Genomic DNA, 19,879 nt, shown 5'->3' with positions numbered 1-19,879 from the left:
CTCTTCTACTACTTTTGTAAAGGCCGAGGAGACTGCTTTGGAACACGCTGATCGGTCGTAATTAAGTTATGGTCTACGTGCTTAATTTGCAGTATTGAATGCGCTTGATTAACCGTGTTGAAGACTTTTCCGAATTCGTACCGTCGTTTAGTAGCCAATTCTGTAGTAGTAGACTCTTCCATTGGCTTACCTGATGAGCGACCTTTAGACCGATTATCATAGCGTAACACAGCAAATCCCTTTTTGCCCAGTTCGGTCGTCATTGCCTGGAAGGGCTTAAGTCCCTCTACCTCCCCATCTCGATTGCTAGAGCCACTGCCTAAGATAATCAGTACCGCCGGGTGAACGCCCGTTCCTGGAGGCATCTTGAGCGTGCCAGCTAATACCTGATTATGGTTGGTAAAACTGACGCTTTGTTGAGTTTGGGCCAAGCAAGGCCCCCCTATACATAGCAAGAAAACGATCATTCCAAACCGCATGTGTCGTCAGGTTCATATTTGTGAGCCATAGATAACCTACAATTCACCATGAAATCTTTCTCGATTCAATAACGGGAGTTCTCCCCAACTCTTGATTCCAGGGGACAACCACACGAAATAGAACTCACTTCATTACGGAATCTGAGAATTCTTTAGGGCTTTCGCCAAATCGGGTCTTCTCAATTTGGCACTAGTCGCCCCTGAGCGTCCTCCACATGCGGCCGGTTCAGGTCCAGTCCATCCAGAACCAAAACACCTTGTATGGACGACTGCTGCTTAGGGTCCTGCTTCCACGACCAGACTAGCTTACCTGCTGGCGTATATTCCAGTATCTGTGTACCGCTGGCTCCGTGTTCAGGCCCGTGTCCCTGCCAGTTCGCAACGACCCAATTCCCGTTCTTCAATACTTGAAAACCAGCAAAAAAATGGGGGTTTACAATGGGCGGGCCACTAATACTATCCACCCAGACGCCCTTTTTATCGAATCGCTGGAAGTTGGCCGAATAGCCTCCACTTACCAGCGTAGAACCATTGCCCAGTCGCTGGGCCTGCCAGGCGTGTTGTGCTTTGTCCTGTTTCGTAAGCCGAGCCTGCCACACGATAGTACCATCGGGTTTACCCTCAAACACCTGATCATTGGAGGTAATCAGAAAGTTACCGTCGACGGTTTCCCGAACCAGTCGGACATAGGTAAAATCGGGGTAATTGATGGTTCGTTGCACAGCCTGGTTCTGGTCCAGTTCCAGCAGTACGATGCCTTTCTTTCCCTGCCAGTTCAAGCCCACGAGCAATATATGGCCATTGCGTAAGCGTCGGGCGGCAATGGTGCCATCGAACGTAGTGAGTTCGGCTACTTTGTTGCCCGTTTTAATGTCCCGCTCTTCATACCCCTTACCGGTGCCGATCATCACCCGTCCCTGCCCCACCAGTTGCAGATCCCGACCCGCCGGAACAGCGATGAAGTAGTTTTTTTCGGGGTGGGCCAGGTCAATGTAATTCAATTTAGAAAGCCCCTCGTCACGTAACAACAACTGCCGGGATGGGTAACTAGTGGGAGAGGGTTGCGCAGCACCCTGTAAATAGAGAAGAACAAAAAGTGCGGAAAATAAGCTGGTGGTGAGGTTCTTTTTCATGCGTTAAACGCGTTGTTGTTTTGTCGAACTCGGAGCATTAAAGCTACTATCAAAAATAAGTGATGTCGGTTACTAATAACCGATATAGAAGGTTTCTCAAAACCTACATGTGAAAAATAGGTTTTGAGAAACCTATCGTGGCAGATATAAGTATCTGCCACCACGATATTGGCCTCTACATTACTACTTCCCCCGCTTCTTCCCCTCAAACTCAAGCGCCAGCATGATAAAGGGGCCGACGGATTTTGGGTCGTTATCCCGTTTGGCTTCCTTACAATAATACTCATAGGAGCCATCGCGGTAGGGCGTGCCACCCAGACCAGCGCCCGCGCAGGCATCCGTAATGGTTACAATGCCTGTGGGTTGAGTTTTAATAAAATTCGTTAGAATGCCGTCGTATCCCTTCCGGGCAACGTCTGCGTATTTCTGGTCAATATAGCCCTTCTTCGCGGCTTTGATCAGGAAATAAACGAACATAGTTGAGCCCGACGATTCCAGGTAATTGCCGTCCTGTTTGCCTACGTCCATGACCTGGTACCAAAGACCTGTTTGCTTATCCTGATAGGTAGCCAATGTTTGTGCCAGCTGATTCGTAATGGCTATTATCTGCTTTCGTTGCGGATGGTCGTTGGGGAAATAATCCAGAACGTCCACTAAGGTCATGGCGTACCAACCCATACCACGTCCCCAAACATGGGGTGATTTTCCTGTTTCCTTATCTGCCCAGCGCTGCTCTTTGCTTTCGTCCCAGCCGTGATAATACAGTCCGGTTTTTGGGTCTTTATTATGCCTGTCGATGAGCTGAATTTGATTGGCTACGTCGGCGAACAAGGCAGGTTCGTTGAAGACCTGGGCATACTGGGCTAAAAACGGTGACGCCATGTATAACCCATCGAGCCACATCTGGTGTGGATAATGTTTTTTGTGCCAGAAACCGCCTTCGCTCGTACGCGGATGGGTTAGCATCTGACTACGTAGCAAGCGAATGGCTTTTTCGTATTTTGGGTCGTGGGTCTTTTCGTACAAGGCAAAGAGGATTTTGCCCGAGTTAACCGCGTCGATGTTGTATTGGCTAAGGGTATAGGTTTTTATAGTGCCGTTAGGATTGATCAGGTCATCGGCATAGCCCTTGATATACGTGTAGTATTTTTCATCGCCCGATTTCTTCCACAATTGTTCGAGTGCGCTACACACCAACCCATTGCAATACCCCCAGCGAGGCTCTTTGGAAAAGTCGAGCATCCATCCTTTGGGATTTCGGATCATGTCCGAATCGGCCATTCGAACCGACCAGGGCGCATTGGTAGCAACGGTGGGTGCGGGTTGGGCAAAAGCCGTAGTTAGGCAAAAGAGTAGCCATAAGGTACGTGTGTATGGCTTTGTTATCTTGCTCATTAGTAGGGTATTAAGGTGTAACGCTTGTCACGGGCTCTACCCGGAACCAGTCGAAATCAGCATAACCCGAATCGTTGATCTGGGTGGTACGGGTGCAGAAGATGCCCATTTTAGCGCCGATCCAGCGACCTACTTCGGCTTGAAAACTATCGCCTGTTTTTGTGAAATTCTGCCCGTCTAAACTGTAACTGAACTGGCATTTCGCCCCTTTCGTTACAGCAACGCGCAGGTAAACCGGGGTGCCCGGATTGATACGGGTAATGACTGTCTCTTCTTCGGATTTTCCTTCCGATGCCTTCTTACAAACACCGTAGACCAGAGCAAGTCCCTCTTTGCTACTTTTTAGCATCAGATTGGCATAGCTCAACCCCATAATTATCAAGCCTGCCTTTTCATTTTCCAGTTTCGGATTCGGCTTGAAGATGACCTTTGTGGTGGCCATGAAGGTTTCTGTCGGAAATTTCTGCATCAGCAGGTTTGGCACCTCCCAGTTATTTTTCGCGTCCTCCGGTGTTTTGTAGGAGTACAATCGCAGGAATCCCTGCCGACTGGTTGTGTGCCAAATGCCTTTCGGGTTCGCCTGCCACTGCCATTGCAAGCCCAGTGCTGTTGTGTTAAACTCATCCGATTCAGCGGGGGTAGCAACCGGATAGGATTTTCCGCTGGTGTGATTTGGTTTTTTATAGGTCAACACGGGTTCGCCCTTGCCGTCGCCATCGGGATCTACGCCAATCACGGGCCAGTCGGACACCCACTTCATCGGTTGCAGATGTACCACCCGGCCATAGGCTTCTTTATCCTGGAAATGTAAAAACCAGTCTTCAGCGGCTTTCCCTTTGCCCGGATTTGTCGTGACCCACGCGCCCTGATGCGGCCCGTTGATGGGCGTTTTGCCCTGATCCATAACGACTTTCCGTTCGTAGGGTCCATAAATACTTTTCGAACGTAACACCAGTTGCCAGCCCGTAGGTACGCCACCCGCCGGGGCAAAGATGTAGTAGTAGCTGTTCCGTTTATAGATTTTCGGCCCTTCGATGGTAGGGTCGGTTTCGTGGCCGTCGTACACAATGGCACCTTCGTCCGTCACCTTTGTGCCATCGGGACTTAGCTTTTTTACCGTAATGATGCTTTTAATCCCGGCCCGGCTACCCGCCCAGCCGTGTACCAGATATACCTGCCCATTGTCATCCCAAAGCGGGCAAGGGTCAATCAATCCTTTGCCGCTTTCAACCAGCACTGGTGCCGACCAGGGGCCAGCCGGGTTAGTGGCTTTGGTCAGGTAGATGCCAAAATCGGGGTCGGGGTAATAGATGTAGAACTCCTTGTTGTGGTAGCGAATAGCAGGTGCCCAAACCCCGTTACCGTGCTGGGTCTTCTCGAAATGATCGAAAGGGGGCTGACGCTTCAGGGCATGACCGATGATGGTCCAGTTCACCAGGTCTTTTGAATGAAGGATGGGCAAACCCGGAATGGCATCGAAACTGGATGCGACCAGATAGAAATCATCTCCCGCCCGGCAGGCATCGGGGTCCGAATAATCGGCGTCCAGAACGGGGTTTTTGTAAGAGCCATTGCCTAAGTCCGCTACCCAAACTTTCGACACATAAGGCGTTGATACATCAAATGAAGAAGGTTTCGATACAGTATTCTGTGCAAACCCAGGAAGTGTGACAAGAAAAAATGCCCAAGAGAGTAACTGTGATTTCATACGAGTAGGTATTGGTGATGGATAATGAGTACAGACTCTCTATTCTACATTGTCCATTCTTCATTCTTCATTGCTTTTCCGGTAGCCAGAGTGATTTCTCGGAGAAGATACTGGCCACGGTGTACTGGCGTACTTCTTTAGCGGTTAGCTGTTTCGACCAGGCGATTCGCTTTGCTGTATTTCCGCCAACGCCGGTACTGCCGTATTCAGCATAGAGCACCGTTTTTTCATTGGCCGCATTGCCCCAGTTGTCCCAACCGACGGGCAGAATATGGTCGCCCATTTCGGTTCGAATGAAAATCGTTTTGGCATACGGACGCCAGGGGCGACCCAGATATACTTTTTTCGCGGCTGGATCGGCAATGAGTTTACAATCGAAAAAGACGAATCCATACTGCTGATAGTCAGGCGTAGCAGCCGCGGTGATGAACGAGTCCGATAAGCTTTTGATGGTGCAGGATTGGAAAACAGAGATTGATTTTCCGAAAATGAAATCGGTCGTTCCTTCGATAAAGCAATTTTCATAGTACTGTCGGCTTCCTTCGGCGGCTGCGTACAACGTATCCTGATTGCCTAACAGCATGCAATTTTTGCACACAAACCGGTCGCCTTCTACATGTAGCGCCACAGCCTGTCCAACCCGACCAGCGGTATTCCGAATGGTCAGATTCTCCAGAATAACATCGGGCGCATCGACTAAAACCGTGTAGGAGGTGTAGGTACTGAATTTATCCTTCCCTGTTCCATCCTTCCCGCCCGGATAGTCTTTCCCTGAGTAATCATCACCCGTAATAATGACCCCGTCTTTACTTTCGCCGATAACGTGGATATTGGGTTTCCAGGACGGAATAACGAGTTTTTCGGCATACACGCCGTTCCTAACATAGAGCGTAACCCGAACTTGCATATGGTCGCGGAAGCTGTTGACGGCCTCCTGAATCGTTTTGAAGTTGCCACTTCCATCCAGGGCCACGGTAACCGAAGCCGGAGACGTGGGGGAAGCAGGCGGAGGAGTCTGGGCAAATGTGCCTGTTGCCCAGATCAATAGGCAAAGCAGGAATGAAAATCGAATCATTGGATTATAGTTGGAACGGTCAAGGGGTTTAAGCACGAATACATTTTATTGTCCACAGAGGCACAGAGAACACAGAGTTTAAACAAGCTCTATGTAAACTCTGTGTTCTCTGTGCCTCTGTGGTTAATTTAATCGTTACCTACTGGCTTATAACCAATTGCTTTTCGACTGCACCTTTGCTGAACTCAGCTTTGGTTTTGGCTTTGGTGAGATCGGTGTGGGAGACCCGAATGGCCTGGCTACGCTCGCCCGTTATTGAAAACAACAAACTGGTATTCGCATCGTACTGAACGGTATCGAACGTAAGATTGCTGCTGTTGTCGACCAGAATGACGGGCTTGGTATCGTTGGTTATTAACTGTACATGGTCAAGACGAATACCACTGGCGTCGATCAACTCCACGCCTTTGTCGGCCTGAAGAACCAGGTTGCTCATTGTAATATTCTTGACCGCCATTTCGGGCAATCCCCGAATGAAAACGCCCTTTTTGGCTCCATTGCAGACAATGTTCTCAAACTTCATATTCTGGAAGATAGGTGTCCCTTCATTCACGACCGGGCGTTCATCTCGTTCCCCATCCGTCGCGAATTTGACGAAGTAGTACATATCGAAGAAGATAGCTTCCTGCGCAATGTCTTTCATGAAAATGTCTTTCGCGTAGATGTGCTCGACAACGCCACCACGACCCCGCACCGATTTGAAACGAAGCCCTTTATCGGTCCCCATGAATGTGCAGTTCGAGACGAAAATATAGCGGGCACCTCCGCTCATTTCGCTACCCACCACAAATCCGCCGTGACCGTTGTAGACGGTGTTATTCCGAATGATGCCGTTTTCTGTCGGCATGCCGCGCTTACGACCTTCTTCGTCTTTGCCGGATTTGATGCAAATGGCATCGTCGCCCACATCGAGCGTGCACCCTTCGATCAGGAAGTTCTTGCAGGATTCGATATCCATACCATCGCCGTTATGGGCGTATTCTGGATTCTTGGTGGTGACGTTTCGGATAGTCAGGTCCTGACACATCAGCGGATGCAGACACCAGGCGGGCGAATTCTGGAACGTAACGCCGTCCAGTAACACTTTTTTGCAGGACGTCAGCACCAGCAGATTAGGCCGCAGAAAGTCCTTCATATCGGCAAAATCCTGAGGAGTTTTCCCGGCTGCCAGCAACATACTTTTATTTTCTGTAGCGGCCCGTTTAAACTGCTCACTCGGATACCAGACCTTGCCATCGTCTTTCAACACCCCGCCCGACGCTACTTTCTCCTGCCACTGGCTGTCGGTCAACTGTCCTTTGTTTACGGCTCGCCATACATCTCCATTGCCATCAACAATTCCCTGACCCGTAATAGCTACGTTTTCCAGATTCACCCCCGAAATGGGCGATTGATTCCGGGCGGCTCGTTTGCCTTCGTACGTACCTTCGACCAGTGCATACTGGCTTTTGTCGGTGGTAAATAGCAGGGTCGCCGATTTTTTCAGGTGTAGATTGACGTTGCTTTTCAGCTCAATTGGGCCCGTCATCCATAAGCCAGCGGGCACCAGTACCACGCCACCACCTTTCTGGCTACAGGCAGCAATGGCCGCATTGATCGACTTCGTATTCAGCGTAACGCCATCGGGTTTTGCGCCATGCGCCAGAATCGTTATCGTATCCTTTCGAAAAGCGGGTTGAGCGATTTTGGGCAGATTAGTCCAGCTATAGGTAGGAGGAGATTGCGCCCATGTCGGAATATTGGTCAGTGTTGCAAGAGCAGCAACTACTAGGAATTGATGTTTATTCATTTCTTCTGGTTCAAGACTCGGCAGCCGTGGGCTTATACTACCAAGGACAAACAACGGGGTATAAGGCCGCAAATAGTTTTATTGATTACTGGAATAGTTTAACTAAATAAGGGCTATTCTCTAATAATTATTTAAATAATACTATACAGTACGGTTGCAATCCTGCCGAAAAAAGAAGGGACTGCCCAGGCCGATAGTTCAGTCAGGATGAGCTTGTCTTATGTCCGCCCCAAGATGGTATTTGTTGAATCCACACCGTGCTAAACCAAAAAACGCTGGCCCTAACGGAGCCAGCGTTTCCTATTACATCTACATTACTATAACTGCGCCCACAGTTAACAGAATGAAATTAAAAGAAGCAATATCTATACCAAAAGGTAAGTAGTCTTGGTATTTTGTTAAATAAATAATTAATATGGTAACATTTGGGTAATTAGCGAGCGCTCTTATTTCTCAACAGGACTAATACTACTCTCCGCCGTATTGCTGATAAAGGCAACCCGTTTGCTATCTGGCGACCACGAAGGGGTATTAATGGTACCTTGTCCTCCGTAGATGTATGCAATCACTTTGGGTTGGCCAACACCCGAGATAGGTAACAGGCGCAGGTAAACGTGCTTGTAAAATGGGTGATCATCCGCTTTTACTTCTTCCTTCAAAAAGGACAGGAATACGATCCATTTGCCATCGGGTGAGATGTGCGGGAACCAGTCGTGAAACTCCCCATTCGTAATCGCTTCCTGCTCGCTACCGTCGGCTTTCATACGGTAGAGTTGCATGGTGCCGGTACGGCTGGAGTTGAAATAAATGTACTTGCCATCGGGCGTGTATTCGGGACCGTCATCAAGCCCTTTCGCTTCGGTTAATCGGGTTTCGGGGCCACCGACAGAGGGGACACTGTAAATGTCGTACTCGTCATTCCGTGAGCCCGTAAAGACCAGCGTTTTCTTATCCGGCGACCAGCCATGCAGGTAGGAGGGACCTTTGGGGGTAATCTGTTTCGGTGTGCCGCCCGTTGCCGGTACGGTGTAAATGATAGAACCACCTAACTCTTTTACGCCACTACTCAGTCCCAGCATTTTACCATCGAACGACAGTACGTGGTCATTGTTGTTATTTTTTACATCTCCCGTGTTCAGCACAGAGGGTTGACCTTTTGCCAGATTGAAGCTATACATCTGGCCGTCGCCATTATAGAGTAGGGTTTTTCCATTGGGCATCCAGTTAGGAGCCTGAATGGACTTGGGTGCGTTGAAGATCACCTGCCGGTTACCTGTGGCTACGTCCAATATCTCCAGGTTACTGGCCAGGTATTCGCGGTAGGGGACGAGGCCATCATGAGCGGGTACGCTGATACGCACATCGCGGAAGGTACCCTGCTCAAGTACGTCTTTGTTGTGCGATCCGATGAAGAGTCCTACATACACTTCGTCGCCCAGATTTAAATCAGTCACCTGTTCGGTCACGAAGGGTTCGCCAAATTTGGCGACCCGCATGGTGTAGGTGTTCCCTTTTCGTTCCAGTTGGATCACATCGGCGTGCGTTAATTTCGAACGGACTTCTTCAGTATTGGCCCCGGTTGTACGGCGGAATTGCAGGGACGTAAGGCCATCACCATGTTCGGCCGCGTTGATATGGGCCGATTTGCCGTCGAGGCTGCTCCGAACCATCCAGCCAACTTTGCGGTGCGGATCAACGCCTTTTCCCAGCAGGCTTGCCCGCGTGTAGAGAATGAAATCACCTTTGATGCGTTTCCACAGATAGTGAAATTCATCGTGGTCGAACCAGATATTATAGCCGGAGCCAGAGAGTTCGTACTGGTGGGTCTTTGTATTATACTGTGCCGATCCCGGCTTTAACACGGCACCAATGTCGGTATGTCCTTCAAAAATTCCCAGCTTTGTTTGGGCTAAGAGGGGCTTGGTTGGAGTCAGCAATAAGCTGACTAAACCAGCCAGCAATGTTTGTGTTAGGCGTTTCATAAAAGGGCTTACTTAGGTTGGTAATACGTTCTAGTTAGGTCTATCTACGAAAGCCTTGCCGGGTGTATTCTACCGACTACTAAGTAATTAATGAGCAATTAACCTGGAGGGAGGAGTGCTTTATCTAAAAAAATAATTGCTATCCAGCTTAACGGTTGCTTTTTTTCATTTCATTTCTTTATTTGGTTTCAAAATTCATCAGCATAAGTTGAACTAGCTGAACATCTTACGTTCCTGACGATATATAGCGGATACCGTTTACTATAGGCTTGTTAGCCTCAGCGTACCTGATTCTTTTCTCTTCAATTCTCAGTACCCATTGTCTGCTAGTTAACTAGTAGTCATTGCTTACTAGTGCCCATTTCGAAGTTAGTAGGATCTATCCTCTCACCAGATTTATCTTCTTTCATGAATATGACTCTAAAAAAGAATGTTCAGGAGTTTAATCGAAACGTGCGGGAAAATGGTGGATTTCTCTACACCACCAATGCTCAGTTCTCGTCGCACGTTGCTAACAAACGTATTTCAGACGAAATCTTTAAACTCATTGACCCTTCCTACAAAACGCTGGTAGATATTGGTTGTGGAGATGGTATGTACACCCACAACATCAAACAGAATTTTCCGCAGTTGGAAGTACATGGGTTTGATCCGGCCGAATCTGCCATTCAGATTGCTAAACAAAACTATCCGTCTGTACAATTTAGCTCGATCAATCTCCTCGATGATCAGCTACCCGTACCCCCAAAGAAATACGATGTTGCCGTTATTCGGGGGGTGTTGCATCATTTGTCCGATCAGCAGAAGGCTATCACCAATGCCTTTAAACTGGCCGACAATCTGATTATCATGGAACCCAACGGGAACAACCCTATTCTGAAAATCATCGAACGAACCTCCCAATACCACATCGAGCATGAGGAGCAGTCTTTCTTTCAGTGGGAGCTAAAACGATGGATACGAAATGCAGGTGGACAGATCCGGTCCTGGAATTACGTGGGCTATGTTCCGTTTTTCTTTCCAACAGGCCCCGCCAAAGTGATCTATTTTTTTCAGCCCCTATTGGAAAAAATACCGGTGGTAAAGCACATATTCTCAGCTCAGTTTATTATCTTCTGTACGAAACGTAAATGACCCTGGCAAGTGTAACTATAAGCAATGGATAATGAATAATGGACAATGAGTAATGAGTCTACATTACCATTGTCCATTAAATTAACGCCATTCATGTATGAAATTAGTCAAGTCGACGAACGCAGTCCTGGCAGTAATTCTGATTCTGGCCTTTGCCTTACGGGTTTACCATTCCGGCACCTATGGTATCTACCTTGATGAAAAGTATACGTTGCTTATCTCCCAGGGAATTTCTATGGAGGGGGCTAACCAGCGGGACGTGTTTTTTACACCTGGAAAACCCTATTTTACACCCCGTGAATTCTGGAAAGAAAAGTCTATTGACGATTTTATTGGTGCCAATATTAGGGGAGATATTGGCAATAGCCCTAGTTATTACGCTGTTTTGTGGCTGTGGACTAAGTTGTTTGGCCTGAGTGATTTCTCGCTGCGCTTCCCTTCCGTGTTGTTCAGTACACTACTCGTTGGTCTGGTCTTTCTGTTTGTTCGCCGACATTTTAAATCCGAGCGTTTAGCCTTACTCAGTGCGTTGTTAACGGCTGTCGAGCCCTTTTTTATTGCGTATAGCCACATGGCTCGTAATTATTCGATGAGCTTTTTTCTGACCTTATTAGCAACTCATTTGTTTTTATTGATCCTGGATCAACATCGATCAGGGCAAGCCGTAAACAAACGCCTGTTGGTATATGGACTTGTATTTGTGATGGCTTTACTCTCGCATTACCTGACGATCACCGTTTTTTTATGTCATGGTCTCTATGCACTGATCTATGTACGACCGGCACGCCGTTGGGTACCCTTTCTGCTGACGGGATTGGTGGGGGTGGGGCTCGTATCGTTATGGTTCCTGTTTGGTGGAGGGGTTTATACCTTTAAAACGCTTGCCTATCAGGCACAGTTTTACCGGAATCTGGCGCTCACAGATCCCTACAAGAATGGATTTGGGATCATTCTGCCAGCAACGTTGATCAACGTTGCTGAACGCTCTGCACCCATCTGGGCGGATTTGTTTATTATTTCGAATGGGCTAGGGCAAATCGATGCTCTGGGGATTCGGAATGTAGCGATTTCAGTGTTTTTGGGTTTGTTCGCCGTCGGCCTTCTTTATCGTTACCACCCAATGAGCCCACTTCCACTGTGGGTATTCCTGCTTTATCCGCTTCTGCTGATAGCTGCTTTGCCGCTGGTTACGGTCATCAACCTTCAGTATGTAGTGGTAGCTGCGCTCCCTTCCTTTGCCTATCTTCTCCTGCTGGCCATTCGTAGACAAGCGATGGAAGGACGACTTCCGCTCCTGGTCTTTGTTATCATGCTGGCCGTTGTACCTACCCTCTTTCTGATCGTGATGGCCTTTCGAAATGGGCACACCTATGGAATTACCCAGCGTTATTCTGGTTTCTCGTTTCCGTTCAGTGTTATTCTGGTGGCCTTGTTGCTGCAACAGGCTGCGCGCATCCAAAACGAGTTCCGGGAAGTGCTGTGGGTGGTTTTAGCGATCCAGTGTTATTTTGTTATTCGGCTGCTCTACCACATTTATCAGGACCAGGAGCCCAAATACACGTATTTTGCCAGACAGCGTAGCCCTAATCCCTATTATCTGGTTGCCCAAAAGATCAAGCAGGCTTATGTGCCGGGAGATACGGTGCTTTATCCGTCTATTCGGCTGCACCCTCGCGATGAAATTGAAAAGACGTACTGGCCTTTTTCAATTCAGGATGCCCAACTGACCAATATGTATTTGCCCAAAGATGCTGAGTATGTACAGCGGATGGACACAACCGAAGTCGATAAAATCACGCTGGTCAAACCGTCAGGCAAGAAGATCACGCTTTTTGATTTGAAAGGCAACACATACCGCTATTAAGTGTGTGCTTGTTGGTACTGGCGTGCATATTCACTCGTATTTTTCATCTGGCCAGCATTCGATAGCACGTTCTACCCTTTTTCAACGGGAATTATCATTTCTACGCGGGTACCTGCCGGGTTATGAGTGGCGTCGAAGAGGTCGATAATCTCGAGTTTAGCCTTGCTGTCTTTCCGGCTGAGCGATTCGAAAAGACCTTTGGTCATCTCCTGACCCCTTGAAATGTGCCCCTCCCGCTGGGGCGTCAGTGTTCGGCCAACACCGTTGTCTTCGATCATGCAGTAGATGTGGTTACGGTCGATGTAGGCGGAGATGGTAAGTTTTTTCTCTCCTTCTTTGGGCATTAGCCCGTGCCAGATGGCATTCTCGACGAAGGGCTGGAGTAGCATGGGTGGCAACAGGGCATCCAGCAAGGTTTCGTTATCTTCAATGTCGAATTCGTAATGAAATTCGTGATTGAAGCGGAACGACTCCATTTCGACATACATCCGTAGCGTTTCGATAATCTGCTCGAAGCGCAGGTACTGATGATTCGAGTTTTCCATGATGCGCCGAACCAGTCTGGAAAATTTAGACAGGTATTTGGCACCCTCAATACCCCGATCGGTGAGCAGGTAATTTTGAACCGAGTTGAGCGAGTTGAACAGAAAGTGAGGGTTCATTTGCGATTGTAGGGCTCTGAGTTTCAATTCGGCAATTTGCAGGTCCATGTGGTTGCGTTCGGCTATGGTCTGGTTTCGCTCAGCCAGGGCATTCACACGCCACCGCATCATACCCACTACAAGACCACCAATGAACAGGCCAATGAGGGAGCGGAACCACCAGGTAGCCGTAAAATGGGGTTTCACTGTAAAACGAACCGCTAATGGCTTATCCGTCCAGATTCCACTCCCATTCCCGCTTTTGATGTTGAGCTGATAGGCTTCTGGAGCCAGATTTGTAAACGAGAGCATATGCTGATCACCCAGATCGACCCAACTGGTATCCAGGCCCTGCAACTGATACTTGTACTGGTTTTTAGAGGACGGCTCGTAATTCAGTGACGAGAAACTCAGCGTAATGGCATTCTCATCAGGTTGCAGCATAATCTCCTTCGACACATCCTGCTGGATGGGTTTCCCTTTTACTTCAATCGAACTGAGGGCGATATGGGGTTTTGTGGTCTGATTGTTTAACAGGCTGACATTGAGGATATTGATTGTGTTTGTGTGGCCCAGAAATAATTCGTTAGCCGGGCTATAGTAGAACCCAACCGGCGAATTACTGTGTAAGCCCTCAATAGTAGTCAGGTAGCGGATCGTGTGGTTTTTGGGATTGGCAATATTGATACCTTCATTTGTGCTAAACCAAAGATGCTTAGTCGGGGATTCGGCAATGTTCGAACAATAGGTGTCGATAAGGGCATCCGTTTTGAACTCGAACGTGGTCAGGATATGGCCTTTACTTGATAGCTTCGAGACGCCCCCCCAACTGGAGATCAGGATAGACCCGTCAGCCGTTCGTTGCATTCCATTAATACAATCTCCACCAATAAGTTTGCCTTTATTAGCCGGAAGGCTTTCGATGTTGATGAACTCAGCCCGCTTTTCATCGAAAAAGAATAGTCCGCGGGAGCAGGTGGCTACCCAGATACGCCCGTCAATACCTTCCAGAATTCCTTTTATGTACGTCAGATTCAGTAGTTTGCGATTCTCCTTTTCGGGCCACAGGTTGAGTTCCTGATTTGTTGCGGGGTCAACCACCTTTACCCCTTCGTTTAAATTGGCAATCCAGATCCGGCCTTTCCGGTCGAGCAGACCGTCGCGAAAATCAGTGTTTTTATACAAACGGGCCGCTGGTTGCCAGACAGAAAAACTGCCTTTCTGAAGATCGCCCGCAAAAACACCTTTATCGGTAAACGCAAAAGGACGCCCCTGTATCCAACGAAATTGCTGCGTGAGCGCATTCTCATTGGTGGGATACGGCAGTTGCTGGAAGTGGTTAGTGGCAGGTGTCCAGATCAATGCCCCCGAATGCGATAAACCCAACAGGTAGTTACCGTTGGGAAGGGGTAAAATACTGGTAATTTTTACGGGTAGCCGAACAATGTTGGGGGGGATATCTACAGTACGAATACCAACGTTTCGGTAGCGGTACTTATAAATACCTTCGCCCGTGCCGATCCACAGAATCCCATTGACAGTATCGTCGTACATATCTTTTACCTGAATGCCACTGTTGTAAAACTCAGGTAAATGGTACAATTGATTCCGGCCGGGATAAAAGATACTCACCCCATCATCGGTGCCCACGAACAGGATTTTTTGCCCATTTTCATCCTGCGACTCCTTCACGCACACCACATTTGTATGATCGAAACCTTCCTTTCGAATTCGGAATGTCTGACTTTCTGGCGAAAACCGGACTAAGCCATACTCATAGCCACCAAGCCAAAGGTTACCGTCGGCATCGGCGGAGGCTTTGCATAAGCGAATGGGTATGCGATTTCGGGCTAAACGAGCTTCCTTCCCCAGCACACAAATGAGTTTGTCGTGCGAACGGTCAAACCGATAGAGCCCTATTTCCGAAACGATCCACAGTCGGCGCTGGGCATCCTCGAAAAAGCTGGCGTATTGATACACATCGCCACCCGAAGCGGTCTGTGAAAAGGTGTAGCGATGGAGTTTTTTAGTGGACGGGTCGTAGCGTTGCACCGAGGTATAGTCGCACACCCACACCTGATCGTAGGAGTCAACCATTCCCTGCTCGTGGAGGTCGTTGCTCGGGTCGGCATCATCGTAATCGTTTTTGACTACAGTTGTTACGGCCAGCGTTTTTACATCAATTTTGCAAAGGCCCCGGGTGTCGTTGGAGGTGTATATATCGCCTTTAGAGTCAGTCGAAACGCCAGAGCAATAGCCCAGTTTCAGGCTATCTAATCGCAGAAAATTGTAGCCGTCGTAACGACAGATATTTCGGCCCGTACCGATCCACAAAAAGCCCTGCCGGTCTTTGTTCAGACACCAGACATCGTTGGAGGGTAATCCCTCGCGGGTTGTCAGGTGTTCAAGCTTTAGGCTGGGCATTTGGGCTGAAGCGGCCCCGGAAATCAGAAGTACCAATAGACCGAACAGAAAACAACGCATTGGTTACCGTGAAAAAGCCTTTTTGACTATGAGTACTACGATGGGTACGGTTGAGTTAAAACAAATACAACACAAGCAGGATAATCAGCGCAATAACGATCAGGATGATCCAGTCGACTGATTGCTCGAAAAACCTATGCAGCCAGTCGGTGAACAAGTTCATAGGTTTTTTTTTCATAAGCTAATGGCCTTGTTCCAATGAAGGCCATTAAAACAGCACATTCTGCCGTTAACAAACGGACGGACTTGATAGATGGGGCAATCCATCCCAAAAACGGCGGATTTAATTTGACATACGGTGAGAATGGACTTACACCGCTGGATTGAGCAGGGGAACGCCAACCAGAAACCGATCCTCATCATGGTAAACCATAACGGATGATTGATCGAGCAGTTTATACTTCATCATGATGTTCTGCAAGCCGATTTGATTCGATGGAACAGTTACCTTCTTCTGTTGCAGGTTGTTTTCTACGTACAACTGCCCATTTTGGGTGTATAATTTGATCGTCAGCGGTCGGTCGGCGAGGATGACATTATGCTTGATGGCATTCTCGAACAGAATCTGAAGGGTCAGGGGTGGAATGCGGTACGCGAGGTACTGACTCTCGATCTCATTCACCAGAAAAATGCCGTCGCCATAGCGGGTTTTGATTAAGTGGAAATAGGCGTTGATAAACTGCATCTCCTCATCAAGCGGGCAAAGATCACGGCTATTCTGCTGGAGCAGATAGCGGTATACAGATGAGAGTTCATCCAGAAACCGCTCGGCCTGTTCGGCGTTGGTGGTAATCAGCGATGACAGCGAGTTCAGGTTGTTGAACAGGAAATGAGGATTGATTTGGGTTTTCAGCGAGTCGAGTTGACTTTGCAGGTTCACTTTCTTAAGTTCCAGCGCTTCGGTATAGGATACCCGCCAGCGCTCGTACAGATAAACACCCTCGTAATAGGCCGCAATCTGAATTGTGCCCACTACAGATACGAGCGTATTGAAAAAGTAAGGCTTGAATAAAAAGTAATCTTCGGATGGCCAGAGGCCAATAAATTCGTAGAAAAGTGTTTGTGAGATGCGGATTCCGCTGGCACAGCAGACAAACCAGCTTAGCTGAAATAAAACCCGCTTAAGTGTCTGGTTCAGTTCCGGGTAGCGTCGGCGCGATACGATAATGCCCCAACGGTTGGCCTCCCACACCAGTACGCTGCCCAGAATGAAGAAAAACGGAATGCGCCAATCATCCGGATACGGGATGTTGGTATAGCCATACATCATCCATTGCCCGGTTAAGGAGAGCAACGGAACACCGATGATGCGCATCCATTTATCATTCAGCTTCTGCATTGTATCGAAAATATATTCCTTCTCTGCGTTCTCTGTGGTTAATAAAAAAATAGATTAACCACAGAGGCACAGAGAACGCAGAGAAGAGCGATTTTTTACAGTGGGATAGTGATTCCACGTATGCGGCCATGTTTCCGAATAAGTGGAAATTCGTTACGGGATTGTAGTTGTTACGGGAACGGGCGTATTGGCTGAAACAGGCTTTTTTACGGCGATTAGGGTTATCAGTGCGGAAAGCAACAGCGAGCCTGCCATGAAAATATACGATGCTCCGAATCCATTGGTTGTTCCGTTTAAATAACCAACAATATACGAGCCGATAAATGATCCTAATGCCCCCAGGCTGTTAATCAGGGCCATAGCGCCACCCGCTACGTTTTTGGGTAATATCTCCGGGATAATGGCAAAGAAAGGACCATAGGGCGCATACATAGCTCCTCCAGCTATGATGAGTAGCGTAAAGGATAGCCAGAAATGATCGGCACCCAGTAAATAGGAACCATAGAATGCCAACGCCCCAATCAACAGGAACGGCCAGACAAAAGCTTTTCGGTTTTGCGTTTTGTCCGAAAAATACGACGCGCTCAGCATGCCAATAATGGCTAGTACGTACGGAACCGAAGACAGCCAGCCTGTTTTGATAATCGACATGTTGGGCGCTGCGTGTAGAATAGACGGGAGCCACATTACAAAGCCATACACTCCGATGCTCCATAATGCATACTGTAAACTGAGCAGAATAACCACCCTGGATTTGAAGGCTTCGGCGTAGTTCTTGACTGGTTTGATACCTTGCTGCTCTTGCTGTAACTGATCGGCTAGTGCCTGTTTTTCGGCGTTGGTTAACCAGTTGGCATCCTGCGGTTTATCATCGACCAGCCGCCACCAGAAGAACGCCCAGATAATGGCAGGAAGCCCTTCCAGAATAAACATCCATCGCCAGCCCACCGCCTGGATCAAATAACCCGACAGTACCGACATCCAGAGGATAGTGGCCGGATTGCCAAGAATTAAAAACGTATTGGCCTGAGAGCGTTCGGCTTTGGTAAACCATCGGCTTAAAAAAAGCAGCATCGACGGCATAACCGCACTTTCGACCACGCCAAGCATAAAGCGAATACCAATTAGCGCATTCACATTGCTGATGATACCCGTTGCCATAGCGAGCCCGCCCCACAGAATCAGCGACCAGAAGATCAGCTTTTTGGCGCTTCGGTTTTCGGCATATACTGCTCCCGGAACCTGAAAGAAAAAGTAGCCCAAAAAGAACAGGGACCCCAGCAAAGACGACATCGAGGGCGTAATGTGCAGGTCCGTCGCCATGCCGCTGGCAGCTCCAAAGCCAAAGTTCGCCCGGTCCAGGTAGGCCAGACTATAGGTAATAAACGCAATCGGCAGGAGTCGGTACCACCGCGATTTAGCCATTGTTTGATAGAGTTATGCAGACCCGAGGGAGGCCGCTGGTTTTTGTACACGATGTTGTCGTCAACAGAAAAGGAAAGTGCTGGGGTTGCTCTACTGGTAAAACTTAGATTCTCAGGATTCTATTGTTTCCCCATTCACGCGCCGTTCTCGCTTGGCTTCGCCGAGTGAGGGCTATTGCTTTAACGGCCTCTGGCCGGAGTAACAGGTCAAAAACGGGCCAGAGGCCCTTGAACTAATAATCATCACTCGGCGTAGCCAAGCGAGAACAACTCGGTGAATGAATAATGAATAATGTACAATGGTTATTTATTATCCATTATTCAGGATAGCGGTTGGGGCGGGGGTGTTCCGGCAGGCCTTGACTTGTCATTGGGTAAGGGTACAAACTCCGAGTTATCGTTGGGTGGCAGCGCAATACGACCGGCCAGCCAATCGGCTTTGGCCTGCTCAATGCGCTCGGGCCGGGAGGAAACGAAGTTCCACCAGATAAACCGTTCGCCCAGAGGCTCACCCCCTAACAGCATCAAGGTACAGGTTTCACGCGCCACCAAAACGGGGTCCATGCCGGGTGTGAAAACCAGCAGTTGACCGATTCCGTGGGTTCGGCCATTGACTTCAAGGCTACCTTTGGCTATATACACGCCCCGTTCTGAATAGCCCTGAGGAATACCGAAACGCGTACCGGGTTGCAGCACAACGTGCGCATAAAACAAGGGCGAATGTGTTTTTACTTGGTTCCGCAGGCCAAAAACATCTCCGGCAATCAGCCGTAACCACACACCTTTGTCGGTGAATATAGGTAGTTCGGCTGGGGCGTAGTTCTCGAAGGTTGGAGTCTGTTCTTCGTTGGCTTCGGGAAGCGCCACCCAGGTCTGAATCATTTCCAGTGAGCCACCTACCAGCGTGGCCGGATCTTCAAACCGTTCGGAATGTGCTATGCCTTTTCCGGCTGTCATCCAGTTGACTTCACCCGGCCGAATGATCTGCTGAACACCCAGGCTATCCCGGTGCGTTACCTGCCCATCGAACAGATAGCTAACTGTAGACAGGCCAATATGCGGATGAGGAAGCACATCCATCGTAGACGCCTGATCGGGGGTGAAGTTGACGGGCCCGGCATGATCCATAAAAATGAATGGCCCGAGCATACGTCGTAGTCGGTAAGGTAGAATACGTCGGACGGCAAACCCATTTCCAAGAGAAGCCTGACGTGCGTCAATGATTTGATCGACCATAAAATAATGGGGATAGATAGGCACACTCCCCCGGAGCTAAATTAGGGGATTACTCGATTGGCATCACACATAATCAACCAGAAAATGCAGTTGGTCTATGCTGGCATGCGGGTGGTCAACTACATTTTCTACTTCGTAGCTTACGTATTTCCTTTGAGTACGGGCAACCCTAAAGCGGGCGATTCGTAGCAAAAAA

General features: G+C 48.6%; 15 protein-coding genes. 3 read left to right on the top strand and 12 right to left on the bottom strand.

Annotated elements, in window-relative coordinates; genetic code table 11:
* Positions 1-8: 8 nt before the first annotated feature.
* The 7 genes from EXU85_RS29605 to EXU85_RS29575 form a co-directional block, all read right to left on the bottom strand.
* Positions 9-431, bottom strand: a complete 423-nt coding sequence (locus EXU85_RS29605) for a S9 family peptidase (RefSeq protein WP_142775538.1) — start codon at positions 429-431, stop codon at positions 9-11.
* Positions 432-658: 227 nt separating this feature from the next.
* Complete coding sequence (locus tag EXU85_RS29600; RefSeq protein ID WP_142775537.1) at positions 659-1,612, bottom strand: hypothetical protein; 954 nt, start codon at positions 1,610-1,612, stop codon at positions 659-661.
* Between the two features lie 183 nt (positions 1,613-1,795).
* Positions 1,796-3,007 carry a glycoside hydrolase family 105 protein gene (locus EXU85_RS29595; protein WP_246859294.1) on the bottom strand — a complete coding sequence of 404 codons (1,212 nt, stop codon included), beginning with the start codon at positions 3,005-3,007 and terminating at the stop codon, positions 1,796-1,798.
* 10 nt (positions 3,008-3,017) lie between these two features.
* Positions 3,018-4,715: a glycoside hydrolase 43 family protein gene (locus EXU85_RS29590; protein ID WP_142775536.1), complete on the bottom strand. Its 1,698-nt coding sequence runs from the start codon at positions 4,713-4,715 to the stop codon at positions 3,018-3,020.
* 67 nt (positions 4,716-4,782) lie between these two features.
* A complete protein-coding gene (locus EXU85_RS29585; protein ID WP_142775535.1) occupies positions 4,783-5,790 on the bottom strand; it encodes a pectinesterase family protein in 1,008 nt (335 codons plus the stop codon).
* 139 nt (positions 5,791-5,929) lie between these two features.
* Positions 5,930-7,579 carry a glycoside hydrolase family 28 protein gene (locus tag EXU85_RS29580; RefSeq protein ID WP_142775534.1) on the bottom strand — a complete coding sequence of 550 codons (1,650 nt, stop codon included), beginning with the start codon at positions 7,577-7,579 and terminating at the stop codon, positions 5,930-5,932.
* Between the two features lie 446 nt (positions 7,580-8,025).
* A complete protein-coding gene (locus tag EXU85_RS29575; RefSeq protein WP_142775533.1) occupies positions 8,026-9,561 on the bottom strand; it encodes a TolB family protein in 1,536 nt (511 codons plus the stop codon).
* A 408-nt stretch (positions 9,562-9,969) separates the two neighbouring features.
* Here EXU85_RS29575 and EXU85_RS29570 point away from each other — a divergent pair, with 408 nt between their 5' ends.
* On the top strand, positions 9,970-10,695 hold the full coding sequence (locus EXU85_RS29570) for a bifunctional 2-polyprenyl-6-hydroxyphenol methylase/3-demethylubiquinol 3-O-methyltransferase UbiG (protein ID WP_142775532.1): 726 nt from the start codon (positions 9,970-9,972) through the stop codon (positions 10,693-10,695).
* A gap of 97 nt (positions 10,696-10,792) precedes the next feature.
* Complete coding sequence (locus tag EXU85_RS29565) at positions 10,793-12,559, top strand: glycosyltransferase family 39 protein (RefSeq protein WP_142775531.1); 1,767 nt, start codon at positions 10,793-10,795, stop codon at positions 12,557-12,559.
* Positions 12,560-12,630: 71 nt separating this feature from the next.
* On the opposite strand, the gene EXU85_RS29560 is transcribed toward EXU85_RS29565, so the two are convergent.
* The 5 genes from EXU85_RS29560 to EXU85_RS29545 form a co-directional block, all read right to left on the bottom strand.
* On the bottom strand, positions 12,631-15,684 hold the full coding sequence (locus tag EXU85_RS29560; RefSeq protein ID WP_142775530.1) for a two-component regulator propeller domain-containing protein: 3,054 nt from the start codon (positions 15,682-15,684) through the stop codon (positions 12,631-12,633).
* Between the two features lie 55 nt (positions 15,685-15,739).
* Positions 15,740-15,862 (bottom strand): hypothetical protein, encoded by a 123-nt coding sequence (locus EXU85_RS36045; RefSeq protein WP_256366013.1) that lies wholly within the window; start codon positions 15,860-15,862, stop codon positions 15,740-15,742.
* A gap of 132 nt (positions 15,863-15,994) precedes the next feature.
* A complete protein-coding gene (locus tag EXU85_RS29555) occupies positions 15,995-17,023 on the bottom strand; it encodes a sensor histidine kinase (RefSeq protein ID WP_142775529.1) in 1,029 nt (342 codons plus the stop codon).
* Between the two features lie 153 nt (positions 17,024-17,176).
* A complete protein-coding gene (locus tag EXU85_RS29550) occupies positions 17,177-18,448 on the bottom strand; it encodes an MFS transporter (protein ID WP_142775528.1) in 1,272 nt (423 codons plus the stop codon).
* Between the two features lie 320 nt (positions 18,449-18,768).
* Positions 18,769-19,683: a pirin family protein gene (locus EXU85_RS29545; protein WP_142775527.1), complete on the bottom strand. Its 915-nt coding sequence runs from the start codon at positions 19,681-19,683 to the stop codon at positions 18,769-18,771.
* Positions 19,684-19,740: 57 nt separating this feature from the next.
* Between EXU85_RS29545 and EXU85_RS36040 the strand changes: the two genes are divergently transcribed.
* Entirely contained in the window at positions 19,741-19,872 is a 132-nt protein-coding gene (locus EXU85_RS36040; RefSeq protein WP_256366012.1) for a hypothetical protein, read from the top strand.
* Positions 19,873-19,879: the final 7 nt, after the last annotated feature.

It is taken from the genome of Spirosoma sp. KCTC 42546 (genome assembly GCF_006965485.1).
Lineage (GTDB): Bacteria > Bacteroidota > Bacteroidia > Cytophagales > Spirosomataceae > Spirosoma.
Note: the sequence above shows the minus strand (reverse complement) of the source record. Positions and strands in the feature narration are given on the sequence as shown.